This window comes from Actinomyces sp. ZJ308 (assembly GCF_011752065.1).
In the GTDB taxonomy this organism is placed as follows: domain Bacteria; phylum Actinomycetota; class Actinomycetes; order Actinomycetales; family Actinomycetaceae; genus Actinomyces.
Genome location: NZ_JAAIJY010000009.1, coordinates 99,667 through 121,391, shown reverse-complemented (window position 1 = coordinate 121,391; position 21,725 = coordinate 99,667). Strand labels below are relative to the sequence as shown.

Sequence of the window (21,725 nt, the reverse complement as noted above, 5' to 3'; positions counted from 1 at the left end):
TCGGGACGGCGGTGGGCACGCCGTCGGCGAACGGAACATGGCACCCGCACAGGAATGGGTGCGACCATAAGGCCGTTACAGACGATGTCCAGAATGATGTCCCAGGACGACCCGGCGAGAGGAAACCCGTGAGCGAGGACGCCTTCGACGAGCTCGAGAAGATGCTCGCATCACTGTTCGGCGAGCAGATGGCCTCAGACGCCGTCGGAGCCCTGCGTTCGTCGGGGGTGGACCCCAGCTCCATCGCCCAGATGCCGGGCGTGGGGGACATCTCCCAGCTCAGCCCCGCCCAGCTGCTGGCCATGCGCGCCCAGTTCCAGCAGATGTTCTCCGCCTCCACCGCCGAGCCGGTCAACTGGCAGATGGGGCAGGACCTGGCTCTGAGGCAGGCGCGCGGCGACGGCGACCCCATGGTGACCGCCGCGGTCGCCGACTCCACGCGCCAGGCCCTCCAGGTGGCCGACCTGTGGCTCGACACCGCCACCGAGCTCATGCCCGCCCCCGGGCAGCGGGAGGCCTGGAGCCGCAGCACCTGGGTCGAGCGCACCCTGCCGGTGTGGAAGGACGTGTGCGCCCCTGTGGCCGAGGCCGTCACCACCGCCCTGGCCCGCACCCTGGAGAATCAGATCCGTGCCATGCCGGCCGAGATGGAGCAGGCCGCCCAGCAGATGGGGGCGCTCGGATCCATCATGCGCACCATGGCGGGCACCGCCTTCGGGCTCCAGATCGGCCAGGCCATCGGTGAGCTCGCCAAGGAGGTTCTGGGGGCCACGGACACCGGCCTGCCCCTGACCCGCGAGCCGGGCACGGCGCTGGTTCCCGCCAACGTGGCCGCCTTCGCCGAGGGCCTGGATGTCGACGAGGACGAGGCCCGCATGTTCCTGGCGGTGCGCGAGGCCGCCACCGCCCGCCTCTACGCCCACGTGCCTTGGCTGCGCGGGCAGGTGCTCCAGGCCGTGGCCGCCTACGCCCGCGAGATCCGCATCGACACCGAGACCCTGGAGTCGGCGGTTGCCCAGGTGGATCCCAACGACCCCGACGCCCTGCGCGAGGCCCTCGAGAGCGGGCTGTTCGCGCCCCAGGAGACCCAGGCCCAGCGCGAGGCCCTCGAGGACCTGGAGACGCTGCTGGCCCTGGTGGAGGGCTGGGTCGAGGTGGTCACCGCCCGCGCGGCCGCCCCCCACCTGCCCCACCTCATGGCGCTGGCTGAGATGATGCGCCGGCGCCGCGCCCAGGGCGGGGCCGCCGAGCAGGTCTTCGCCCGCCTCATCGGCCTGACCTTCCGCCCGCGCCGGGCCCGTGAGGCCGCCGAGCTGTGGGCGCACCTGGGCGCCCAGGCCGGTGACGCCGAGCGCGACGCCTTCTGGAACCACCCCGACGTCATGCCCACGGCCTCCGAGCTCGCCAACCCCAAGGACTTCCTCACCATGCGGCGCATGGCCCAGGACATCGACGCCGAGATCGACGCCGACCTGGCCTCCCTTCTGGACGGCACCCTCGGGTACGCCGAGGGCGCCAAGGAGGCGGACGAGAACAGTCCCGAGGGGCTGGGGGACAGGACCTCCAGGTCCGCCGACTCCACCGACGACGTCTCACAGGAGCCCGGCGAGTCCGCAGCCTCCTCCGACGGGGCGGACCACCGCGACCGGCCCGACGGTGACCGGTCTGACGAGGCCGACGGCTCGGACGGCTCGGACGGCTCGGACTCGGAGGGTCCGGCAACGTCCTGAGACGGGCGGGGCCCAGGAGCGGCGTCGGCTGCTACAGGAAGGTTGACGCCAGCGCCTCGACCAGGCCGGGCACCAGCCGCTCGCCCCGGTAGACCGAGGCGTCGTCGTCATGGGTGCGTGAGCGCAGCGCGCACCAGGACTCCCCGCCGCGCAGGACCCCCACCACCATGCGGATGTCCTCGCCGTCGGGGCGCGCCCGGAGGAAGGCGAGGCGTTCGGCGGCGTCGGTGATGGCGTCGGCCTCCTCCTGCGCCGCAGGGGGAAGGACCAGGCGCTCGACGCTGATTGCTGCGCCGTCGACGGACTCGGGCCAGGCGAGCTGGGCCAGCAGGTGCTCCAGGTCCGCGGCGGCAGGCAGCCCCTCCTGCTCCACCACCATGAGCAGCTCGGGGTCGGTGCGGGCCTCCTCCACGGTGGTGGCCTCCAGGAGCTCGGCGACCTCAGGGTCGGCCGCCAGGGCCTCGGCGGTGCGCACCAGGGCGAAGATGCGCACCGGCTGGTCCCAGCCGAAGGCCGCCACGTGGGCCTCCGTCTCCGTCACCGCACGGACCAGGGCCCGGCCTCGAGGAGAGGCGGACCGGTCCGCGTCCGGGGTGCTGGCATCGTCATGCATGTCGTCATTCACCCCGCCATCGTCTCACCGGTGGTGCCGTCGGCTCCAACGACCTCCAATGACACGGCCTGCAGGGCTCGCCCGGCCTTCGCGTCGAGGTAGCCCCGGACGGTTTCTCAACCGGAAGAAGGTTATGGGCGTGTCAGTGGTGTGTGGGACGATGACCCGAGCGGCCCTTCCGGCCGATGGCGCCGCGCTCAGCCGTGCGCGAGGTCGCGCCACCACGTACGTCAGACAGGGAGCAGGATCGTGAGCACCACGCCCGACGACGAGTCCCGGGACTCGTCCTCCGAGGAGTCCTCGAGCAAGCCCTCCGGCTCGTCCCGGCAGAGGAGACCCGGTGACAGGACCGGGCCCTTCGGGCTGGGACGTATGGGCCGGGGAGGGACGCGCCCGCCCCGCACGCCGCGCAGCAGGACCGGGCGTCGTCGTCCCGGACCCTTGGCGCTGACCATCTCGATCATCGCCGCGATCGCCGTCATCATCGGCATCATGTCCCAGGTGTGGACCGAGGTGCTCTGGTTCAGCCAGATCGGCTACGCCCGTGTGCTGTGGACGCAGTGGATCGCGGCCATCGTCCTGTTCCTGGTGGGATTCGTCGTCATGTTCGGGGCCGTCTTCGTCTCCATGACCAGGGCCTACCGGGCCCGGGAGATCGGGATGCCCGACGACGAGGCCACCCGCAACCTCGAGGCCTACCGCACGGTCATTGAGCCCGTGCGGCGCCGCCTGACCTGGGCGGTGCCCGCGGTGCTGGCCCTGTTCGGGTCGGCCTGGGAGCTGGCGCCCAGCTGGCGCGAGGTCCTCCTGGCCTTCAGCTCGCAGTCCTTCGGCGTCAAGGACCCCCAGTTCGGGATCGACATCTCCTTCTACGTCTTCATCCTGCCCGCCGTGCTGACGCTCGTGTCCTTCCTGTCCGGCGTCGTGCTGTTCTCCGGGGTGGCCTCCGTCGTCGTCCACTACCTGTACGGCGGCATCTCGGTGGTGCGCAAACCCCACTTCACCAAGGCGGCACGCATCCACCTGGCGGTCTTCCTGGCCCTGTACGCCGTCATCCGGGCGGTGGGCTACTGGCTGGGTCGCTACAGCGCCCTGTACGCCTCCAACTCCAAGTTCGACGGCGCCAACTACACCGACGTCAACGCGGTCATCCCCGCCAGCGCGATCCTCGCCGCGATCGCGCTGGCCGTGGCGATCCTCTTCATCGCCTCGGTGCGCTCCAGCTCCTGGCGCCTGCCGATCATCGGTGTGGCCGTCATGATCGTCTCCTCCCTGGTGGTGGGGACCGCCTATCCGCTGGTGATCCAGAAGTTCGTCGTCGACCCCAACGCCCAGCGCCAGGAGGCCCAGTACATCCAGCGCAACATCGACGCCACCAAGGCCGCCTACGGTCTGGAGAACGTCGAGACCACCAGCTATGACGCCAAGACCGAGGCGTCGGCCGGTCAGCTGGAGCAGGACGCCGAGTCCACCGCCTCGATCCGTCTGCTCGATCCGGGCCTGGTCTCACCGACCTTCCAGCAGCTCCAGCAGAACAAGCAGTACTACTCCTTCGCGAACCGTCTCAACGTTGACCGTTACAAGGTGGACTCCACCAGCCGGGACACGGTGATCGCGGTACGTGAGCTGAACCTGTCCGGCCTCGGCGAGGGACAGCGGACCTGGGTCAACGAGCACACGGTCTACACCCACGGCTACGGCGTCGTGAACGCCTACGGCAACACGGTCGCCTCCGGCGGCTACCCCTCCTTCTGGGAGGGCGGCATCCCGTCCAAGGGGGACCTGGGCGAGTACGAGCCCCGGATCTACTTCGGGCAGTACTCGCCGTCGTACTCCATCGTGGGCGGCAAGGACAACGGCTCGCCCCGCGAGCTGGACTACCCCGACGACGAGTCCAAGACCGGCCAGGTCAACACCACCTTCTCCGGCAACGGCGGACCGAGCGTGTCCAACCCGCTCAACCGGCTGCTCTACGCCGCCAAGTTCCAGGAGCCCAACATCCTCTTCTCCCAGGAGGTGCGTGAGGGCTCCCAGATCCTCTACGACCGCAACCCGGCCGATCGCGTCTCCAAGGTGGCCCCCTGGCTGACCCTGGACAAGAGTCCCTACCCGGCCGTCGTCGACCACGACGACAACCCGGCCACGCCCAAGCGGGTCATGTGGATCCTCGACGGCTACACCACGACCAACAACTACCCCTACGCCCAGCACGAGTCACTGGCCCAGGCGACGGCGACCGCGGACGGCCAGGGCGGGCTGCTCGGGGCGCCCGAGGAGTCCAACTACGTGCGCAACTCCGTCAAGGCCGTCGTCGACGCCTATGACGGATCGGTCAAGCTCTACCAGTGGGATGACAAGGATCCGATCCTCAAGGCCTGGGAGAAGGTCTTCCCCGGCTCGGTCACGCCCATGAGCCAGATGAGCGCCGACCTCATCGCGCACATGCGCTACCCGGAGGACCTGTTCAACGTGCAGCGCACCATCATGGCGAGCTATCACGTCAACGATGCCGCGGAGTTCTACTCCGGTGGTGACTTCTGGAAGATCCCGGACGACCCGACCACGCCCGGTCAGGACCAGCAGGCCCCCTACTACCTGACCCTCAAGATGCCGGGTCAGGACCAGGCGAGCTTCTCCCTGTCCAGCGCCTACATCATCGGCGGTAACACCAACCGCAACGTGCTCACCGGCTTCCTCGCGGTGGACTCCGAGACGTCCCCCGGCACCGGGAGGAAGGGCGAGCGCAGTGCGAGCTACGGCAGGCTGAGACTCCTGGAGCTGCCACGGTCCTCGAACGTCTCGGGGCCCGGCCAGGTGCAGAACATCTTCGACTCCAACCCGGCGGCCTCCACCACCCTCAACCTGCTCTCCCAGCAGGGATCCCAGGTCATCAAGGGAAACCTGCTGACGCTGCCGGTGGGGGGCGGTCTGCTCTACGTCCAGCCGGTCTACGTCCAGTCCTCCTCGGGCACGCAGTATCCGCTGCTGCGCAAGGTGCTCGTCTCCTTCGGCGACAACGTCGGCTTCGCGGACACACTCTCGGAGGCGCTCGACCAGGTCTTCGGCGGCAACTCCGGGGCGACGACGGGGGAGCAGGCCGTCAACGGGGATGCCGGCGCGGCCAACGACACCAATGAGACGACCGACGGCAACGACCCGACGGCGGGCGGAGGAGCGGCGGCCTCACCGGCCCCCAGCGCCGAGCCCACGGCCTCGGCGAGCGCGCCGGCGTCCTCGTCCGCGGATCCATCGGCCGCGGGAGGAGACCCGAAGGCGGAGCTCAACCAGGCCCTGTCGGATGCCCAGACCGCGATGAGCGACTCGGACACGGCCAGGAGCAAGGGCGACTGGGCGGCGTACGGCGAGGCGCAGAAGCGCCTCAACGACGCCGTCAACCGCGCCATCGCGGCGCAGCAGAAGCTGGGCTGAGCGCACTCGACCGGCCGCATGAGGGCGTGCCCTGCGACCCGCCTCACCGGGCGGTGAGCAAGGGCACGCCCTCGCTGTTTGCTTTGAAGGCGGGGTGGCACCTAAGGTTGTTCTCACCGACGCGGGGTGGAGCAGTTCGGTAGCTCGCCGGGCTCATAACCCGGAGGTCGCAGGTTCGAATCCTGTCCCCGCTACCACTCCAGAGGAGCCCAGTCCTTTCCAGGACTGGGCTCCTCTGCTTCGTCGGGTTATCGGCGTGAACGTGGTGCTTGTATCTCCCCTATTGACACGTTCAGGGGTGGCCGCGCCGCTGGGTGGGATCTGTGCGAAACTCAAGCATGGCAAAGAAGCACCCCACCATGGACCGTTCCCTGTACGAGGCCGAGCTGCTGCGACTGCAGGCGGAGCTGGTCGAGATGCAGGAGTGGGTCAGGGCCACCGGAGCCCGCGTCGTCGTCATCTTCGAGGGCCGTGACGCGGCCGGCAAGGGCGGGGCGATCAAGCGGATCACCGAGTACCTCAACCCGCGTGTTGCGCGCGTGGTCGCGCTCCCGGTCCCCACTGAGCGCGAGCGCACCCAGTGGTACTTCCAGCGCTACATCGCTCACCTGCCCGCCGCCGGCGAGATCTGCCTGTTCGACCGCTCCTGGTACAACCGCGGCGGCGTCGAGCACGTCATGGGCTACTGCACCCCCGAGGAGCACCGGCGCTTCCTCCAGCAGTGCCCGGTCTTCGAGAGGATGCTCGTCGATGACGGCATCCTGCTGCGCAAGTACTGGTTCTCCGTGCCCCAGAAGGAGCAGTACAAGCGGTTCAAGTCGAGGATGACCGACCCCATGCGACGCTGGAAGCTCTCACCCACCGACCTCGAGGCCCTGCCCCGCTGGGAGGACTACTCGCGGGCCAAGGACGAGATGTTCGTGCACACCGACATCGACTCCGCGCGCTGGCACGTCGTGGAGTCCGCGGACAAGCGCAAGGCGCGCATCAACATGATCCACCACCTGCTGGAGTCCATCCCCTACGAGCACGTGGAGCGCCCCGAGATGAAGTTCCCGAAGAAGCCCTCCTTCCCGTCGTCGGGCTACCGCCGCACCGACCGGACCCTCCAGCACGAGGTTCCCGACTACGCGGCCACGCTCAGTGCGGCCGAGGCGCCCGAGCGCTACGTGGACCGCGAGGACCAGGGGATCGGCTAAGGCCGGCGTCCCGTGTGCTCCAGCTCCTGGAAGACCCGGCCCACCGGATCACGGATGATGAGGTCGGCGCGGGAGTCGTAGGGCGTGGGAGTCGCGTTCATGAGCACCAGGCGCTCACCGGCGTAGTAGTCGATGAGGCCCGCCGCCGGGTAGACGACCAGGCTCGTGCCGGCCACGATCAGCAGGTCCGCCTCGGAGATGGCCCGGACGGCGCCCTCGACGACGTCGTTGTCCAGCATCTCCCCGTAGAACACGATGTCCGGCCGCAGCACCGAGGCGCACTCCGGGCAGCGGGGAACCGCCCCGGAGCGGGCGCCCTCGACCTCGGACAGTGAGAAACGCTCAGCGCAGCCGGTGCAGATCAGGCGCGACCAGTTGCCGTGGAGTTCGAGGACCCGCTCGGAGCCGGCCCGCTGGTGGAGCCCGTCGATGTTCTGCGTGACCACGGCAGACAGCTTCCCGGCCCTCTCCAGGTCGGCCACGAACCTGTGGGCGGCGTTGGGGGCCACGCCCTCACGGGCGTTCTCCTGGGCGAACCACTCCCAGTAGGCCTGCGGGTGCACGGTGAAGAAGTCGATGGACAGCACCTGCTCCAGGGGGATCTCGAGGTCCTGGTGGTAGAAGCCCGTGGCTCCCCGGAAGTCCGGGATGCCCGACTCCGTGGAGACCCCGGCGCCGCCGAAGAAGACGATGCGTCTGGACTCCTCGATCCACTGGGCGAGCAGGCTCCGTCGGTCGGGTTGGCCGTCCTGTTGGTCCATGCCTCCAGGCTAACGCCGGGCGTCGATCCGGCAGGGGCAGAAGCCGAATCCGTCACGGCGCCGGACCAGGTACAGGCTCAGGGCGCAGGTGAGGGTTGACAGCGTTCCGGTGCCGTAGCGCTCGAAGGCACTGGTGGTGATGAGGAGATTGAACACCGAGGCGATGAGCAGCCACAGGGTGGAGGCGTACACGATGGCGCGTGCGGTGCGTTCCTGCAGAGGGCGTCGCAGCAGGCCGCCGTACCTGAGGTAGGCCAGAGCGCAAGCTGACCAGACCAGGAAGAAGGCCAGGTTGACCGGCCTGAGCAGGGGAGGGGAGACGGTGTAGGCCCCTCCGAGAACGAACCGACCCAGGGGAAGCCCCAGAGCCAGTAGCAGCTGCAGCACACCGTTGGCGAAGAAGGAGACGGCGCACACGGTCGCGATCGTGGGTGACCTCATGAGCTCGACTGTACCGATTCGCGGACGCCGTATCCCCTTCAACGCCTCCGTCGTGCGACGGCGCCGCCTCCCGTCTGGAGAGGCGGCGCCGACGTTGAGAGAACGCGGCTCAGATGCCGAAGCCGACCCGGCGGGGCTCGGCCTCGCCGAGCTCGATGTAGGCCAGGGACCCGGCCGGGACGAAGACCTTCCGGCCCTTGTCGTCAGTGAGGGTGATGGCCTTGGTCTCGGCGTCGGCCACGGCGGCCAGGACCTTCTCCTGAGAGTCGGAGGTCTCCAGCGAGAGCTCGCGGCTGGCGTGCTTGATTCCGATCGTGACCTGCATGGGACTCCTTCGCATCGTCTGTGTGCCGTATTGAGCGGCGTGCCGCCCGTTCGGGGAGAGGCGGCTTGAACCTGCCCTGATCCTAGAGGCGCCTGGGTCGCGCCATGCGTCCCAGCGCCGCGGAACCGCGCCGTTTCGCGCCACGCGGACATGCGCGCGGCCGACTTCCCCGGGGGCTGCGGGCCCGCTGCCGGTGACGATCCCTTAACGGTGCGCCTTCCATGTCAGTGGCTCGTGGTGAGATGGTCCCATGTCCCAGGACCCGATCCACCTCCTCCCGCCCCCTGAGGCGCCGCAGCTCCCCTGTGCCGACGCCGACGGGCAGCGGGTCCTGGACCGCGTGTCCGAGGGCTCCAACGTCGTCGTCCTGGGCGCGCCCGGAACCGGGAAGACCTCGCTGGCCCTGAGGCTGCTGTCGGAGGCGGTCGCCGACGGTCGGGACGCCGTTCTGCTCGCCCCCACCCGCGCGCGCGCGGACTCGCTGCGCGGCCGGGCCGCCCACCTGCTGCGAGAGGGTCACGGCGACGGCGTCGTGCGGGTGCGCACGCCCACCGCCCTCGCCCTGACGATCCTGACCACCTCGCTGACCAGACGACCCGACCCGCTGCCGCCCCCGGTCCTGCTGGCCGGTGCGGAGGAGGACTCCGTCCTGGCCTCGATGATCAGCACCATCACCTGGCCCGGGCTCCCCACCGAGGCAACCGGCTCGCGGGCCTTCCGCTCCGAGCTGCGCAATCTCCTGGCGCGCGCCGGAGAGCTCGGTACCACCGCCGAGGAGCTGGCCGACCTCGGACGCCGGCTCAACGTCCCCATCTGGGAGCCGTCCGCCCAGCTCCTGCGCACCTGGGACGCCCAGGGCAGACCCAGTGCCGAACGCAGGGCGCAGACCCGAAAGATGGACACGGCCCGTCTCCAGGACCGGGCCGTTGAGGCCCTGCGGGCCTGGAGCTCCGACGGCGTCACCGTCCCCCGGCCCGTCCCCGACCTCGTCATCGTGGACGACTACCAGGACTGCACGGCCGCCACCGCCAGGCTCCTGACGGCCCTGGCCACCCCGGACCCCGACGGGCACCGGGCGCAGATCGTGGTCCTGGGAGACCCGGACGTCGCTGTCGAGACCTTCCGCGGAGGCACGCCCAGTCTGCTCATCGCCGCTGAGGACCGCTCGGGACTGGCGGCCACGCGCCTCACGCTGACCACCTGCTACCGGGGAAACCCGGCGATCGCGGCAGCAGTGGCCGACCAGAGCGCCCGCGTCCCGGTGACCGGCACGGCCACCCACCGGCAGACGACGCTGGATCCTGACCTCTCGGACTCAAGCTCCTCCCGTGCGCCTGATGATGACCGGCCTGCGGCTCCGGCCGGCGTCGAGGCGATCCTGGCCTCCAGCACCTGGCAGGAACGCGCCCACATCGCCCGGGCGCTGCGGCTCGAGCATGTCCACCACGCCACCCCCTGGTCGCAGATGGCCGTCATCGTCCGCAGCGCCGGAGACGCCGAGGCACTGGCCAGGGACCTGCGCAGACGGGGGGTGCCCCTGGCTTCCCGCACGCCCGCGGTGCTGCTGCGCGCCGAGCCGGCTGCCGCCGCGCTTCTGGACATCGTTCGTGCCGCCGTCCGCGGCCAGCTGGGGGAGACCGGCGCACCACCGCAGCGGGAGGCCGCCATCAACCTGCTCACCAGCCCCATGGTCGGGCTGACCACCATGGATCTGCGCCGGCTGCGCCGCAGGCTGCGCCAGCACCCGGCCGCCGCAGACAGGAGTGCCGGCGAGGCTGAGCCCACTGAGTCCACTGACTCCACTGGGGTTGCCGAGCTCGTGACGCCCACCGAGCCGACTCCGGGGACCGGTCCTCGAACCGGCGCCGACACCGCCCTCCTGACCCTGCTGGCGCAGACCGATCAGGCCACTGCCTTCGCCCGGTCCCTGGATGGTGAGCCGCTCAGCGCTCAGGCGGACCGGCTGCTCGCCGCCGCCCGCATCATTTCGGCGCTGCGCGACGCCATCGGTGACACCTCCGCCGACTCCCCTCGCGATGTCGAGGCCCTGCTGTGGGCCGCCTGGGCCGCTTCCGGTCGGGCCGAGGCCTGGCGGGCCACCGCCCTGCGGCCATCCGCCGGCTCGGTGCGTTCACTCCTGTCCGAGGCCGCCGAGCACGACCTCGACGTCGTCACCACCCTGTTCAAGCGTGCCGAGGTCTGGGCCGAGCGCCACCCCGGTCAGGACGCGTCCAGCTTCCTGGCCGAGCTCGACGCCGAGGTCCTGCCCTCGGACTCCGTGGCCCCCCAGGGGCGGCGTCCCGAGGGCGTGGCCGTCATGACTCCGGCGCGTTGCGCGGGGCAGGAGTGGGAGCTCGTCGTGGTGGCCGGGCTGGAACGGGACCGCTGGCCGGACCTGCGCCTGCGGGACTCCCTGACGCGCACCGGTCTGCTCGTCGATGCCGTCACCGACCGCCTGCCCGCAGGCGGCGACACCTCGAGGGGTGGGGAAAAGGTTGGAGGCAGCGGCGTCGTTGCGGCCGCCCGCGCCCAGGTGCGGGCCGACGAGCGACGCATGCTCATCATGGCTCTCTCGCGCTCCACCCGACGCCTCCTGCTGACCGCCACCGCCGACGCCGATCACTCCCCGTCACCCTTCCTGACGGAGATCGCCCGGGCAACCGGGATCGCCCTGACCGACGCCGACGGCGCCCCCGTCGTCAGTCCCGACACCGGCGACCTCACCCTGCGCGGCCTGGTGGGGGAGCTGCGCCGGGCGGCCGTCGCCGGAAACCTGGAGACGGCCACCGCCGCCGAACGTCGGCGTGGACGGGTCGCCGTCGATCTGCTGGCCGACCTCGCTCGTCAGAACGTACCCGGTGCGGACCCCGTCACCTGGATCGGTGCGGGAGGCCCCACGTCCACCGCCCCGCTCGTCGCCGCCGGCGAGCGGATTCGGGTCAGTCCCTCCGACGTCGAGGGCCTGGCCGCCTGCCCGCTCAAGTGGTTCCTGACCCGCAACGGCGGCTCCGCCCCCGCCAGCGACGCCCAGGCCCTGGGCAGCCTCATCCACGCGGTGGCCGAGCGGGCGGAGGCTGAGCACCTGCGCGGTCCCGCCCTGCGGGAGGCCTTCGAGGAACGCCTGGGCGACCTCGGCTACCCCGGTACCTGGCAGGGGGGCCTGGCCGCGGACCGCGCCCGCGCCATGATCGAACGGCTCGACGCCTACCTGAGCGACTGCGACGCCCTGGGCATCCGCGCCGACGTCGAGCAGCCCGTCCGTGCCGACGTGGACATCCCCCTGCGGGTCCTCAGCCCCGAGGTTCGTGACCGGGCCGGCGTGCGGATGTCCGCGGTCGGGCTCGATGCCGTCCCGGTGAGGATCGCCGGCCGCATCGACCGGCTCGAGCACCTCGGGGCCCGGGCAGCACAGACCCCGGAGGACCCCGCCGGGGCTGCCGGAAACAGTGCGGTGCGCGTCATCGACCTCAAGACCGGTCAACGCGTTCCCAAGGACGTCCAACGCCACCCCCAGCTGGCCACCTACCGGCTCGCCCTGAGCTCTCAAGGACGCGACGTCGTCGGCGGGGCCCTGGTGCTCCTGGGCAAGGAGCCCTCCAGGCGCTCCGGTGACGGCTACGTCCTGGCCCCACCGGGCGCCGCGCTCGACCCCAGCCCCGCAGCCCCGGAGCCTGCGGGCACGCCCGGTGACGAGCCCGTTGACGCAGACGTGAGCGCCGCGGCAGAGGGCTTCGAGGACTACTGGGCCGAGGATCTCGTGGCCGGCGCGGCCGTGGCCGGCCTGGGGCCCCTGCTCGAGGCCCGAACCGGCGATCACTGCCGCACCTGCATGGTCAAGGACTCATGCCCGGTCCAGGTCGAGGGAAGGAGGGTCGTCTCATGACCCCCACCGGCCCTGGCGAGCTCACCCCGCAGGTGCTGGCGGCGGCGCTCGGCATCCACACCCCCACCGAGGAGCAGGCCCGCGTCATCGCCCACCGGCTCGGCCCGCTCCTGGTGGTGGCCGGGGCGGGCTCGGGCAAGACCGCCACCATGGCGCAGCGGGTCGTCCACCTGGTCGCCACCGGACAGGTCCGCCCCGACCAGGTCCTGGGCCTGACCTTCACCCGCAAGGCCACGGCCGAGCTCGACCAGCGCGTCGCCTCCCGTCTGGCCAGCCTCGGCGCCGCCGGCCTGCTCCCAGTCAGTGCACCGGACGGCGGCGGGGGAGCCGGCGATGCCACCGACGTCGGCGAGCCGATGATCGCCACCTACAACTCCTTCGCCGGCTCACTGGTGCGGGACCACGGTCTGCGTATCGGCGTCGACCCCGACTCCACCCTCATCACCCAGGCCCGCTCCTGGCAGATCGTCACCTCCCTGCTCGAGGCGCGTACGCTCCCGCTGCCCAGTGAGGGCCTCATTCACAACGCGAGCGCGGCCCTGGTCCTGAGCGACGCCCTGAGCCAGAACCTGCTGACCATCGAGGAGGCCGCCACGGACCTGGCCGACCTGACCGAGCAGTTCACCGCCCTGGCCGCCATCAAGGGCTGCAAGACCCTGGTCGGCAAGGCGCCCGAGGTCATGACGGAGTGGGAGGCCCTGCTCGACGTCGTCGCCGAGCTGCACGACCACAAGCGCCGCCACGGCCTGCTCGACTTCGGCGACCAGATCGCCCTGGCCTGCACCATCGCCGAGTCCGTCCCGGAGGCGGCCGCCCAGGTGAGGGCGCAGTACCCCGCGGTCCTGCTCGACGAGTTCCAGGACACCTCGGTGGCCCAGGTCCGCCTCCTGTCCGCACTGTTCGCCGACTCCGGGGTGACCGCCGTCGGCGACCCCCACCAGGCCATCTACGGGTGGCGCGGGGCGAGCGCCGGGGCACTGGACACCTTCCACCAGCGCTTCAACCCCACCGGTACCGCCCGCCTCGCCTCCGGGGACTCACCGGCCGACGCCGCCCCCGTCCTGGAGCTGTCGACCTCCTGGCGCAACGACTCCACCATCCTGGAGGTCGCCAACGCCGTCTCGGCGCCCCTGCGCTCTGGGGTCGTCCAGGACGGGGACCCGGTGGGTGAGCACATCGCCGTCGCACCTTTGCAGGCCCGGCCCGTCGCCTTCGGCCTGGAGCCCGGGTCGGTGCACGGAGCCTTCCTCCAGGCCCCGGCCGAGGAGGCCCGCACCGTGACCGCCTTCCTCGCCGAGCGCTGGTCGCCCAGCGCCGAGATGGCAGTCCTGTGCCGCACCCGCGCGCAGATGGAACCCATCGCCGTCGAGCTGGAGGCCGCCGGCCTGCCCTACACGATCGTCGGTCTGGGCGGGATGCTCTACGTCCCCGAGGTCGCCGACGTCCGTGCCCTGCTGACCGCCGCCTCCGACCCCGAGCGCGGCGACAGGGTGGTCAGGCTCCTGACCGGCTTCGGCATCGGTGCCGGCGACCTGCACGCCCTGGCGGCACTGGCCCGCGAGATCGTCCGCCCCGCCCCCCAGGAGAGCCGGCCCGGCGCCGACGGCAACGGTGACCAGGCCGACTCCCCGCTGCTCAGCGAGGCCCTGGAGACCCTGCTGCGCCGCCACGAGGAGGGGACGGGCGAGGCGGTGCCCACCACCGCCGTCGAGCTGACCCCGGCCGGCCTGGCCGTCGCACTGCGCACCGCCCGGGCGATCAGACGCGTCCGGGAGGCCATGTCCCTGCCCCTGCCCGACCTCGTCGCACTGGCCGAGCAGGCCCTCGACCTCGACATCGAGATCGCCGCCCGGGTCGGAGACCCGATGGGGCACCGCGCCCTCGACTCCTTCCAGGAGACGGCCCTTGCCTACGCCACGGACACCGACGCCGCCACACTCACCGGCTTCCTGGAGTGGCTCGACGCCGCCGAGGAGCACGAGGACGCCATGAGCGCCCCCGAGGTCGACCCCGCGCCCGGTGCGGTCCAGCTCCTCACCATCCACGCCGCCAAGGGCCTGGAGTGGGACGTCGTCGCCGTGCCCGGCATGGACGAGCAGGTCTTCCCCTCCTACACCAGCAGTGTCAAGGAGGACCTGCGTGTGGTGGAGACCGGATGGATGGGCAGCACCTCGACCTTCCCCTACCCGCTGAGGGCCGACGCCGAGGACCTTCCTCCCTTCACCGTCGGCGACCTCAACCCGGCGGCGACCGACAAGCCCCTCCTGACCGAGACCATGACCGCCTACAAGGAGGCCCTGGGCCGCCAGAGCCTGCGCGAGGAGCGCCGCCTGGCCTACGTCGCCTTCACCCGGGCCCGCCACGAGCTCCTCCTGACCGGCTCCCACCTGTCCAAGACCGCCTCCAAGCCACGTCAGCCCTCACGCTTCCTCACCGAGCTCCGACGGCGCGACCTCCTCGTGCCCTACGCAGAGGGCTGGGTGGACTTCGACGAGACTCGCCCCAACCCGCTGACCGCTCTGACCCATGTCGGCACCTGGCCTCCGGACGCCGAGGAACCGGAGAGCGGTGCGCCGGGTCATGGCGCAGAGGGAGAAGGAGTCTCGGACCGGGCCGGCGCCTTGCGCCGGGCCAGGCATGAGGCCGCAGCCCGGGTCAACACCGCCATGACCGAGGCCGACCCCACTGAGCCGGCTCCTGGCAGGAGGGGACCAACGGGCCTCGGCCAGGGACCGGAGGCGAGCGATGACACGTTGCGGCGCTGGCAGGTCGAGGCGGGTCTGCTCCTGGCCGAGCGCGCCAGTGCCTCGACCGAGGTCCCCTCCGTCCGGCTTCCCGAGCACCTGGCCGCCACCCGCCTGGACGACCTGCGCGCCGACCGGCGGCGATTCGCCCTGGACCTGCGTCGCCCTCTCCCGCCAGAGCCCCGCGCCGCGGGCCGGCTCGGAACCGTCTTCCACGACGCCGTCGCCCAGCGCCTGAGCGCCCGCGGCACCCTGTTCGGCCTGGGGGAGGCGGGGGTGCCCGACAACCTCGCCCCCCAGGACCGGGCCCGCATCGAGCGCTGGCTGGAGACGGCCGAGAACCTGCCGATCCTGGACGACTACGTCCTGGCCGCCACCGAGACCGACCGGGAGATCACCGTAGGCGCCACCACCCTGCGATGCCGCATGGACGCCGTCTTCCGCCGCCTGGACGGGACCGGCTGGCTCATCGTCGACTGGAAGACCGGGCGCCGCCAGGTCCCCGTGGACCAGCTCAGCGTCTACGTCCACGCCTGGGCGGCGTCCCAGGGCGTGCCCACGAGCTGCGTGCGCGCCGCCTACGTGTACGTCGACTACCCCGCAGGGCGCGTTGACGAGCTCACCGCGGAGGGCCTGCTCAGCCTCGAGAAGATCGCCTCCGCCCTGACCCCCGACTCATCGCGCAACGAGATGACGGCTCTTCCCGCCTCCGAGCAGCCGGGCTAACGTCCGCCTCAGGAGCGTCCTCGGCTCGGCCGCCCGGCCAGAGGCGGCCGGTGCGGTCCGGCACCGCTCCTCGCATTCGACGCTGTAAGGAGACTTCACGTGCTGGTGACCTGGTCGATGATCGCCTTCCTCGTCAGTGCCCTGTGCTGGATCCTCGGGGACGCGCTCATCGTCGGCTTCCACAGGCCTGACAAGCACGAGCACGGCGAGTTCATCGAGCTCATGGGTGACGACGCCTACGCCTTCTACACGCGTACTCACGAGCGCCGCCTGCGATGGGGCGCACTGGTCGCCAACTACTCGATCCCGTTCATGCTCGCCGGCCTCTACGCGCACTGGGTGCTGCTGCGCGGATCACCGGTCGGGATGGCGGGTGTGGTGCTTCTTGGAGTGGGGTTCAGCCTCTCACCCCTGGCCCACGCCTCCTTCTACCCGCTCGCGCTGGCCTCCGAGCGCGCCCACGCCGCCTACCTGGAGGCAAAGACGGTGAACGATGGGAAGGCCGACGACGAGGCGTCCGAGCCCGCCGCCCTGGAGCACGCGCGCAGGCTCTACCGCTTCCTCATGCAGGCCTGGGTCCCCGCTGTCGGGCTGACGACGCTGGGATGGATCCTCGTATGCATCGCCCTGGGCTCCGGGGCCACCGCCTTTCCCCACTGGTCACTGCTCCTGACCCCTCCGGTGCAGGCCGCCCCGTGGTACGCCCTGACCCGCCTGCCCTACCCCGGCAAGCCACTGCTGGACGGGGCCCTGCTCAACATCGTCAACCTGGTATGGGCCATCGCCTTCCTGGTGCTCCTGAGCCGAATCCCACTGACACCCCACTGACACCCCACTGACGTCCCACGGGGGTCCACTGACCTGATCCCCATGAGGCACGAGGTGGCAGCTAGCTCTCCTCGTCGTCGACGCGCACCATCGCCACCGGGTTGGTGACGGCGTCGGGCTCCGCGGGCTCGCGCTGGCCGGGCACCGGTGCCAGCCGGGGCGTGGCCGGCTCCACCAGCGGGGCGTCACCCACCTGGGCCGCCAGGTCCTCCAGCATCGCCACCGCGTCATTGATGACCGGCTTGTCCCCGGTCCGCACCCCGTGCAGCAGCCAGCGCGCCAGGCTGAGCTCACTGACCAGCTCGGCCCGCTCGCGCAGGTGCCGATCGACGCCCTCGGAGCGCGCGATGTCGTAGGCGTCCTCGATGGAGTCCAGGCAGTCCACCGGCGCCGAGGAGTACACCCAGGCCAGGTCCTCGGCCGGATCACCCACGTGCGCCTGGGTCCAGCCGCGCACGGCCACCACCGTGCCACCGGCCACCAGCACGTTCTCCTCGGCGAGGTCCCCGTGGACCACGGTGGGGCGGAAGCGCCACAGGGCGGTGTCCTCCAGGGCCTGCTCCCACCGCCCCAGCAGGGACGGCGGAGTCTTGCCGGTCGCGGCGGCGTCGTCCAGCAGGCTCAGCCAGCGCCGGCGCACCTCCTCGGCGTCGTAGACCGGCATGCCCGCCTCGGAGATCACCGACATCGCCAGCTCGTGGATCTCGCCGAGGGCCTTGCCCAGGCCCGCCGACATTCCCGGGCCCGGACGAAGCGCCTCCACCGGGATCGGCTTGCCCTCCACGTGGGAGCGGACCTGGACGTGGGCGCTCTTCTGGCGCAGGGACCCGCTGACGCGAGGAACGTCGAAGGAGAGCCTGCCGTCGTCGACGACCCGGCCGATGCGGCGCAGCACCTCGGCCTCGGCCTCCAGGGACGCGCCGACGGCGTCGGTGCGCGCCTCATGAACCTCCCAGTGCCGTCCCTGGGTGTCGATGACGCCGATGATGTGCCGTTCCGCGGTCTCGGACTGCGGCAGTGCCAGCCGGGCCGGGTTGAGACCGGCGACGGCGACGCTGGCCATCGCGGCCAGGGCCAGCGCGGAGTGATGGGGCCGGGGTTCCTCGATGGGCTGGGCCTGCGGGGCCGGTCCGCCGCTCGGCGGCGGCCCGGCCGATGCGCCGGGCAACGGCGCGACGACCACGGGCGCGCGGTAGCCGTCGTCATGCTCGTCGGGCAGCTCAGTGTGCTGATCGCCGGGATCGTCGCGGTCATCGGCAGTCGGAGCCGCAGCGACGTCGGAGGCTGCCTCGTCGGTGAGGCCGTCGACACCGTTGTCGACATCGGTGGTGCCGGGGGCGTCCGGGGACTGCGGAGGCTGTGACATGGTCCAACCGTAGGCGACAGGTCCTACATCTCGCAGGACAGCCGCGCCCGTCCGCTGGCGGCAAACGTCGAAAACGATGGGAGCCGGTCCGACCGATGCGCGACACCCTCCGAGTTATCCACAGGTCCTGCCAAGGCAGTGGCCATTTCGTGACCAGGTGCCCTAGAGTTCATTCGTGACAGCGGTCACCAACCGACCGGTGTGTCGGGGGTTCGGCGCTGAACCCCCGATCGATCCTCATTCATCCTCACTTCTCCCTCTGACAACCCCACACACGCTGAGAGGCATCATGGACGCTGCCGATCTTCTCCTGACGGAGGTTCGCGAGCTGGTTCGCGCTCGCGAGATCGACCCGCTCAAGGACACCTCCGCCCTTGAGCAGCTCGTGACCGAGGCAGAGGATGACTACCTGCGCCGCTCCGACGCCGGACTCGTCCCACCGCTCATCGACCCCACTGGCGCCCGCTCCCACGTGCTGGACTCCATGGCGGGCCTGGGACCGCTCCAGAGCTACCTGGACGACGAGTCCATCGAGGAGATCTGGATCAACGCCCCCGGTCGCGTCTTCATCGCCCGCTCCGGGCGCCCCGAGCTGACCACCACGATCCTGGAGAACGAGGACCTCACTGTCCTGGTCGAGCGGATGCTGCGGGCCTCCGGGCGGCGTCTGGACCTGTCCAGCCCCTTCGTCGACGCCCAGCTGGCCGGGGGACAGCGGCTTCACGTCGTCATCCCGCCCATCACCTCCCAGCACTGGGCGGTCAATATTCGTAAGCACACGTCCCGTGCCTCACGCACCAGCGACCTCGTGCGCATGGGCTCGCTGACCAGCCAGGTGGCCGCCTTCCTGGACGCCTCCGTGCAATCCGGTCTCAACATCCTGGTCTCAGGGGCCACACCCAGGCCGGGAAGACCACGATGGTCCGGGCACTGGCCGGGGCCATCCCGGGCGGGCAGCGGGTGATCTCCTGCGAGGAGGTCTTCGAGCTGGCTCTGCGCAACCGGGACTGCGTGGCCATGCAGACCCGGCCGCCCAACCTCGAGGGCGTCGGTGAGATCAGCCTGCGCCGACTGGTCAAGGAGGCCCTGCGCATGCGCCCCGACCGGCTCCTCATCGGGGAGGTGCGTGAGGCCGAGGCCCTCGATCTTCTCATCGCGATGAACTCCGGTCTGCCCTCGATGTGCACGTTGCACGCCAACTCCGCGCGAGAGGCCGTCATCAAGATCTGCACGCTGCCTCTACTGGCGGGGGAGAACGTCTCGAGCGACTTCGTGGTCCCCACCGTGGCCAGCGCGATCGACCTGGTGGTCCACCTCGATCTGGACCGCAGTGGGCGCCGTACCGTCAGAGAGGTCTCGGCCCTGTCCGGTCGGGTCGAGAACGGCGTCATCGAGCTCTCCGACGTCTTTCACCGCGACCCAGCCGGCAACCTCGTGCGGGGCGCGGGTATGCCGGGCTCCGCCGAGCGCTTCAGCCGGGCCGGTCACGACCTCACCGCCCTGTTGAACGCGCGCCCCGCCAACGGCAGGGAGGGGTACTGATGGGTGCTGTCGCGGGACTCCTCGCCGGCGTGGGGATGCTGCTCATCTGGCTGGCCTGCACCTCCGACCCGCCCCAGTGGCGCTCGCGGCGCTCCCGGCTCCTGGCCGACATCCTGGTTCAGGCCGGTGCCGGACGCACCAGTCCCACGATGTTCGTCCTGGGCTCTGTCGGGCTGGGGCTGCTCGTCGGTCTGGTCTTCCTGGGAGTGTCTCGCGCCTGGCCGGTCGCGGCCTCCTTCGCCGCCATCTTCACGACGATCCCCTTCCTCGTCATCTCCTCGCGGGCGCGCAACCGCCGCACCCGCCTGCGTGAGGTGTGGCCCGAGGCCGTCGATACCCTCGTCTCCGGTGTCCGTGCGGGCATGAGTCTGCCGGAGGCCCTGACCAACCTCGGTGAGCGTGGCCCGGAGGCTGTCCGTCCCCAGTTCCGGGCCTTCGCCACCGACTACGCCGCCACCGCCCGCTTCGACAGCTCTCTGGACCGACTCAAGGCCCGCTTCGCCGACCCCGTCGCCGACCGGATCGTCGAGGCCCTGCGCCTGGCCCACGAGGTCGGCGGTACGGACCTGGGGACGCTGCTGCGCTCCCTGTCGCAGATGCTGCGCGAGGACATGCGCACCCGCGGAGAGCTCGAGGCTCGCCAGTCGTGGACCGTCAACGGCGCCAAGGTCGCGGTCGCCGCCCCCTGGCTGGTCCTGGCACTACTGTCCACCCGCCCCCAGGCGGCGGCCGCCTACGCCACCACCACCGGTGCCCTCATCCTCCTTGTCGGCGCCGTCGTCTCGGTGATCGCCTACCGCCTCATGCTGCGCCTGGGGCGGCTGCCCGAGGAGGAGAGGATGCTGCGATGACGCCGATGAACGCAACACTCGCCGGAGGACTCGCGGGTCTGGTGGGCGCCGTGGGGATCCTGACTATCATCTCAGCCGTCCGCCGACGCCGTCCCACCCTCATGGCCAGGCTGGAGCCCTATGTCCACCGGCAGCCCAGGACCTCGGGACTCCTGACCTCACCGGCGGGCCTGGCCTCCGACGGGCGCACCGTGGTCGGTCTGCTCATGTCGTCGACCGCCAGTGCCCTCAACCTTGGCCGGATGCTCGACTCCCTGGGCTCATCGGCGGAATCGGTCCGTCGGCGTCTGACGCGCTCCGGTTCATCTGTCGATCTCGACCAGTTCCGCCTTCAGCAGGTCCTGTGGTCGACGACGGCGCTTCTCCTCGTTCTGGCAGTCGGTGGCCTGGCGGCCCTGGTCAGGTCCGTCAACGTGCCCGCGCTCATCGTCCTGTCCCTCATGGCGACCGTGGCCGGGGCGGCCGCGCGTGACTGGTGGCTCAGCCGGGCGGTGGCGAAGCGGCTCTCACGGATCGAGGCCCAGCTGCCCGACGTCGTCGAGCTCCTGGCCCTGGCCGTCGGCGCAGGCCAGGGCCCGGTGGCCGCCATTGAACGCGTCGTGGCACTCGGACGGGGCGACCTCATCGACGAGCTCGGTGCCACCTTGACCGACATCCGCTCCGGAACCGTCCTGTCCACCGCGCTGGACCGTATGGAGAGGCGAGTCGGCTCCGTCCACGTCACCCGCCTGTGCGAGGCGATCGTCGTGGCTCTCGAGCGCGGCACGCCACTGGCCGACGTCCTGCGCTCCCAGGCCACTGACGCGCGTGAGGCGGCACGTCAGGACCTCATGGAGGAGGGCGGCAGACGCGAGATCGCCCAGATGGTCCCCGTCGTCTTCCTCGTCCTGCCCGTCACCGTCGTCTTCGCCCTCTTCCCGGGGCTGTTCGTCCTCAGGCTGGGGGTGTGAACGCAACAGCCGTCCTCCACCTCATCTCCAGAGCTCGTCCATTCGCCGTTCCTCCCAGAAGATTCCTACCCGCCAGCAAGGAGCAGTCATGAAACGCCCTCTCTCCCTCTCCCGCCAGTCCTGTTCCAGCTCCAGGTCGTGGTGGCTCTCCCGCCTGCCCCGAGTCGATCTGCGGGACGAGCGTGGTGACGTTCCCGGCTGGGTACTGGTGACTCTCATGACCGCCGGCCTCGTCGTGGCCCTGTGGACGGTTGCCGGCAGCACGCTGACCGAGGTCTTCCTCAACGCCATTGCGAAGGTGACGAGTGCTATCTGAACGGGGTCATCGTCGCCTCGT

General features: G+C 70.9%; 14 protein-coding genes, 1 tRNA gene and 1 pseudogene. 11 read left to right on the top strand and 5 right to left on the bottom strand.

Annotated features, from left to right (window positions below):
* The first annotated feature begins 128 nt into the window (after nt 1–128).
* Complete coding sequence (locus HCR68_RS06105) at nt 129–1,730, top strand: zinc-dependent metalloprotease (RefSeq protein ID WP_167147579.1); 1,602 nt, start codon at nt 129–131, stop codon at nt 1,728–1,730.
* Nucleotides 1,731–1,761: 31 nt separating this feature from the next.
* On the opposite strand, the gene HCR68_RS06100 is transcribed toward HCR68_RS06105, so the two are convergent.
* The gene (locus HCR68_RS06100; RefSeq protein WP_167147576.1) at nt 1,762–2,343 is read right to left on the bottom strand and encodes a PPA1309 family protein; all 582 of its coding nucleotides are present in this window, start codon (nt 2,341–2,343) and stop codon (nt 1,762–1,764) included.
* Nucleotides 2,344–2,592: 249 nt separating this feature from the next.
* Here HCR68_RS06100 and HCR68_RS06095 point away from each other — a divergent pair, with 249 nt between their 5' ends.
* The 3 genes from HCR68_RS06095 (at nt 2,593) to ppk2 (ending at nt 6,971) form a co-directional block, all read left to right on the top strand.
* Nucleotides 2,593–5,772 carry a UPF0182 family protein gene (locus tag HCR68_RS06095; protein WP_167147571.1) on the top strand — a complete coding sequence of 1,060 codons (3,180 nt, stop codon included), beginning with the start codon at nt 2,593–2,595 and terminating at the stop codon, nt 5,770–5,772.
* Nucleotides 5,773–5,892: 120 nt separating this feature from the next.
* A tRNA-Met gene (locus tag HCR68_RS06090) sits at nt 5,893–5,969 on the top strand.
* Between the two features lie 162 nt (nt 5,970–6,131).
* A complete protein-coding gene (gene ppk2 / locus HCR68_RS06085) occupies nt 6,132–6,971 on the top strand; it encodes a polyphosphate kinase 2 (RefSeq protein WP_167147632.1) in 840 nt (279 codons plus the stop codon).
* On the opposite strand, the gene HCR68_RS06080 is transcribed toward ppk2, so the two are convergent.
* From HCR68_RS06080 to HCR68_RS06070, 3 genes are all read right to left on the bottom strand, one after another.
* Nucleotides 6,968–7,732 carry an NAD-dependent protein deacylase gene (locus HCR68_RS06080; RefSeq protein WP_167147568.1) on the bottom strand — a complete coding sequence of 255 codons (765 nt, stop codon included), beginning with the start codon at nt 7,730–7,732 and terminating at the stop codon, nt 6,968–6,970. The two genes, ppk2 and HCR68_RS06080, sit on opposite strands and share 4 nt — an antisense overlap.
* A 9-nt stretch (nt 7,733–7,741) precedes the next feature.
* The gene (locus HCR68_RS06075) at nt 7,742–8,173 is read right to left on the bottom strand and encodes a hypothetical protein (RefSeq protein ID WP_167147565.1); all 432 of its coding nucleotides are present in this window, start codon (nt 8,171–8,173) and stop codon (nt 7,742–7,744) included.
* Nucleotides 8,174–8,282: 109 nt separating this feature from the next.
* On the bottom strand, nt 8,283–8,498 hold the full coding sequence (locus HCR68_RS06070; RefSeq protein WP_167147562.1) for a DUF3107 domain-containing protein: 216 nt from the start codon (nt 8,496–8,498) through the stop codon (nt 8,283–8,285).
* 250 nt (nt 8,499–8,748) lie between these two features.
* On the opposite strand from HCR68_RS06070, the gene HCR68_RS06065 reads away from it, so the two are divergent.
* From HCR68_RS06065 to HCR68_RS06055, 3 genes are all read left to right on the top strand, one after another.
* Nucleotides 8,749–12,381, top strand: a complete 3,633-nt coding sequence (locus HCR68_RS06065) for a UrvD/REP family ATP-dependent DNA helicase (protein WP_167147559.1) — start codon at nt 8,749–8,751, stop codon at nt 12,379–12,381.
* Nucleotides 12,378–15,851 carry an ATP-dependent DNA helicase gene (locus HCR68_RS06060; RefSeq protein WP_167147556.1) on the top strand — a complete coding sequence of 1,158 codons (3,474 nt, stop codon included), beginning with the start codon at nt 12,378–12,380 and terminating at the stop codon, nt 15,849–15,851. The genes HCR68_RS06065 and HCR68_RS06060 overlap by 4 nt, the downstream gene beginning before the upstream one ends.
* Before the next feature lie 99 nt (nt 15,852–15,950).
* Nucleotides 15,951–16,679, top strand: coding sequence for a hypothetical protein (locus tag HCR68_RS06055; protein WP_167147553.1), 729 nt, complete (start codon nt 15,951–15,953; stop codon nt 16,677–16,679).
* A gap of 61 nt (nt 16,680–16,740) precedes the next feature.
* On the opposite strand, the gene HCR68_RS06050 is transcribed toward HCR68_RS06055, so the two are convergent.
* The gene (locus HCR68_RS06050) at nt 16,741–18,045 is read right to left on the bottom strand and encodes a phosphotransferase (protein WP_167147550.1); all 1,305 of its coding nucleotides are present in this window, start codon (nt 18,043–18,045) and stop codon (nt 16,741–16,743) included.
* A gap of 289 nt (nt 18,046–18,334) precedes the next feature.
* On the opposite strand from HCR68_RS06050, the pseudogene HCR68_RS06045 reads away from it, so the two are divergent.
* The 4 genes and pseudogenes from HCR68_RS06045 to HCR68_RS06030 all read left to right on the top strand — a co-directional run bounded on the left by HCR68_RS06045 (nt 18,335) and on the right by HCR68_RS06030 (nt 21,704).
* Nucleotides 18,335–19,587, top strand: a pseudogene (locus tag HCR68_RS06045) (ATPase, T2SS/T4P/T4SS family).
* Nucleotides 19,587–20,438: a type II secretion system F family protein gene (locus tag HCR68_RS06040; RefSeq protein WP_167147547.1), complete on the top strand. Its 852-nt coding sequence runs from the start codon at nt 19,587–19,589 to the stop codon at nt 20,436–20,438. The pseudogene HCR68_RS06045 and the gene HCR68_RS06040 overlap by 1 nt, the downstream one beginning before the upstream one ends.
* Nucleotides 20,435–21,388 carry a type II secretion system F family protein gene (locus HCR68_RS06035; RefSeq protein ID WP_167147544.1) on the top strand — a complete coding sequence of 318 codons (954 nt, stop codon included), beginning with the start codon at nt 20,435–20,437 and terminating at the stop codon, nt 21,386–21,388. The genes HCR68_RS06040 and HCR68_RS06035 overlap by 4 nt, the downstream gene beginning before the upstream one ends.
* An 88-nt stretch (nt 21,389–21,476) precedes the next feature.
* The gene (locus HCR68_RS06030; RefSeq protein ID WP_167147541.1) at nt 21,477–21,704 is read left to right on the top strand and encodes a hypothetical protein; all 228 of its coding nucleotides are present in this window, start codon (nt 21,477–21,479) and stop codon (nt 21,702–21,704) included.
* Nucleotides 21,705–21,725: the final 21 nt, after the last annotated feature.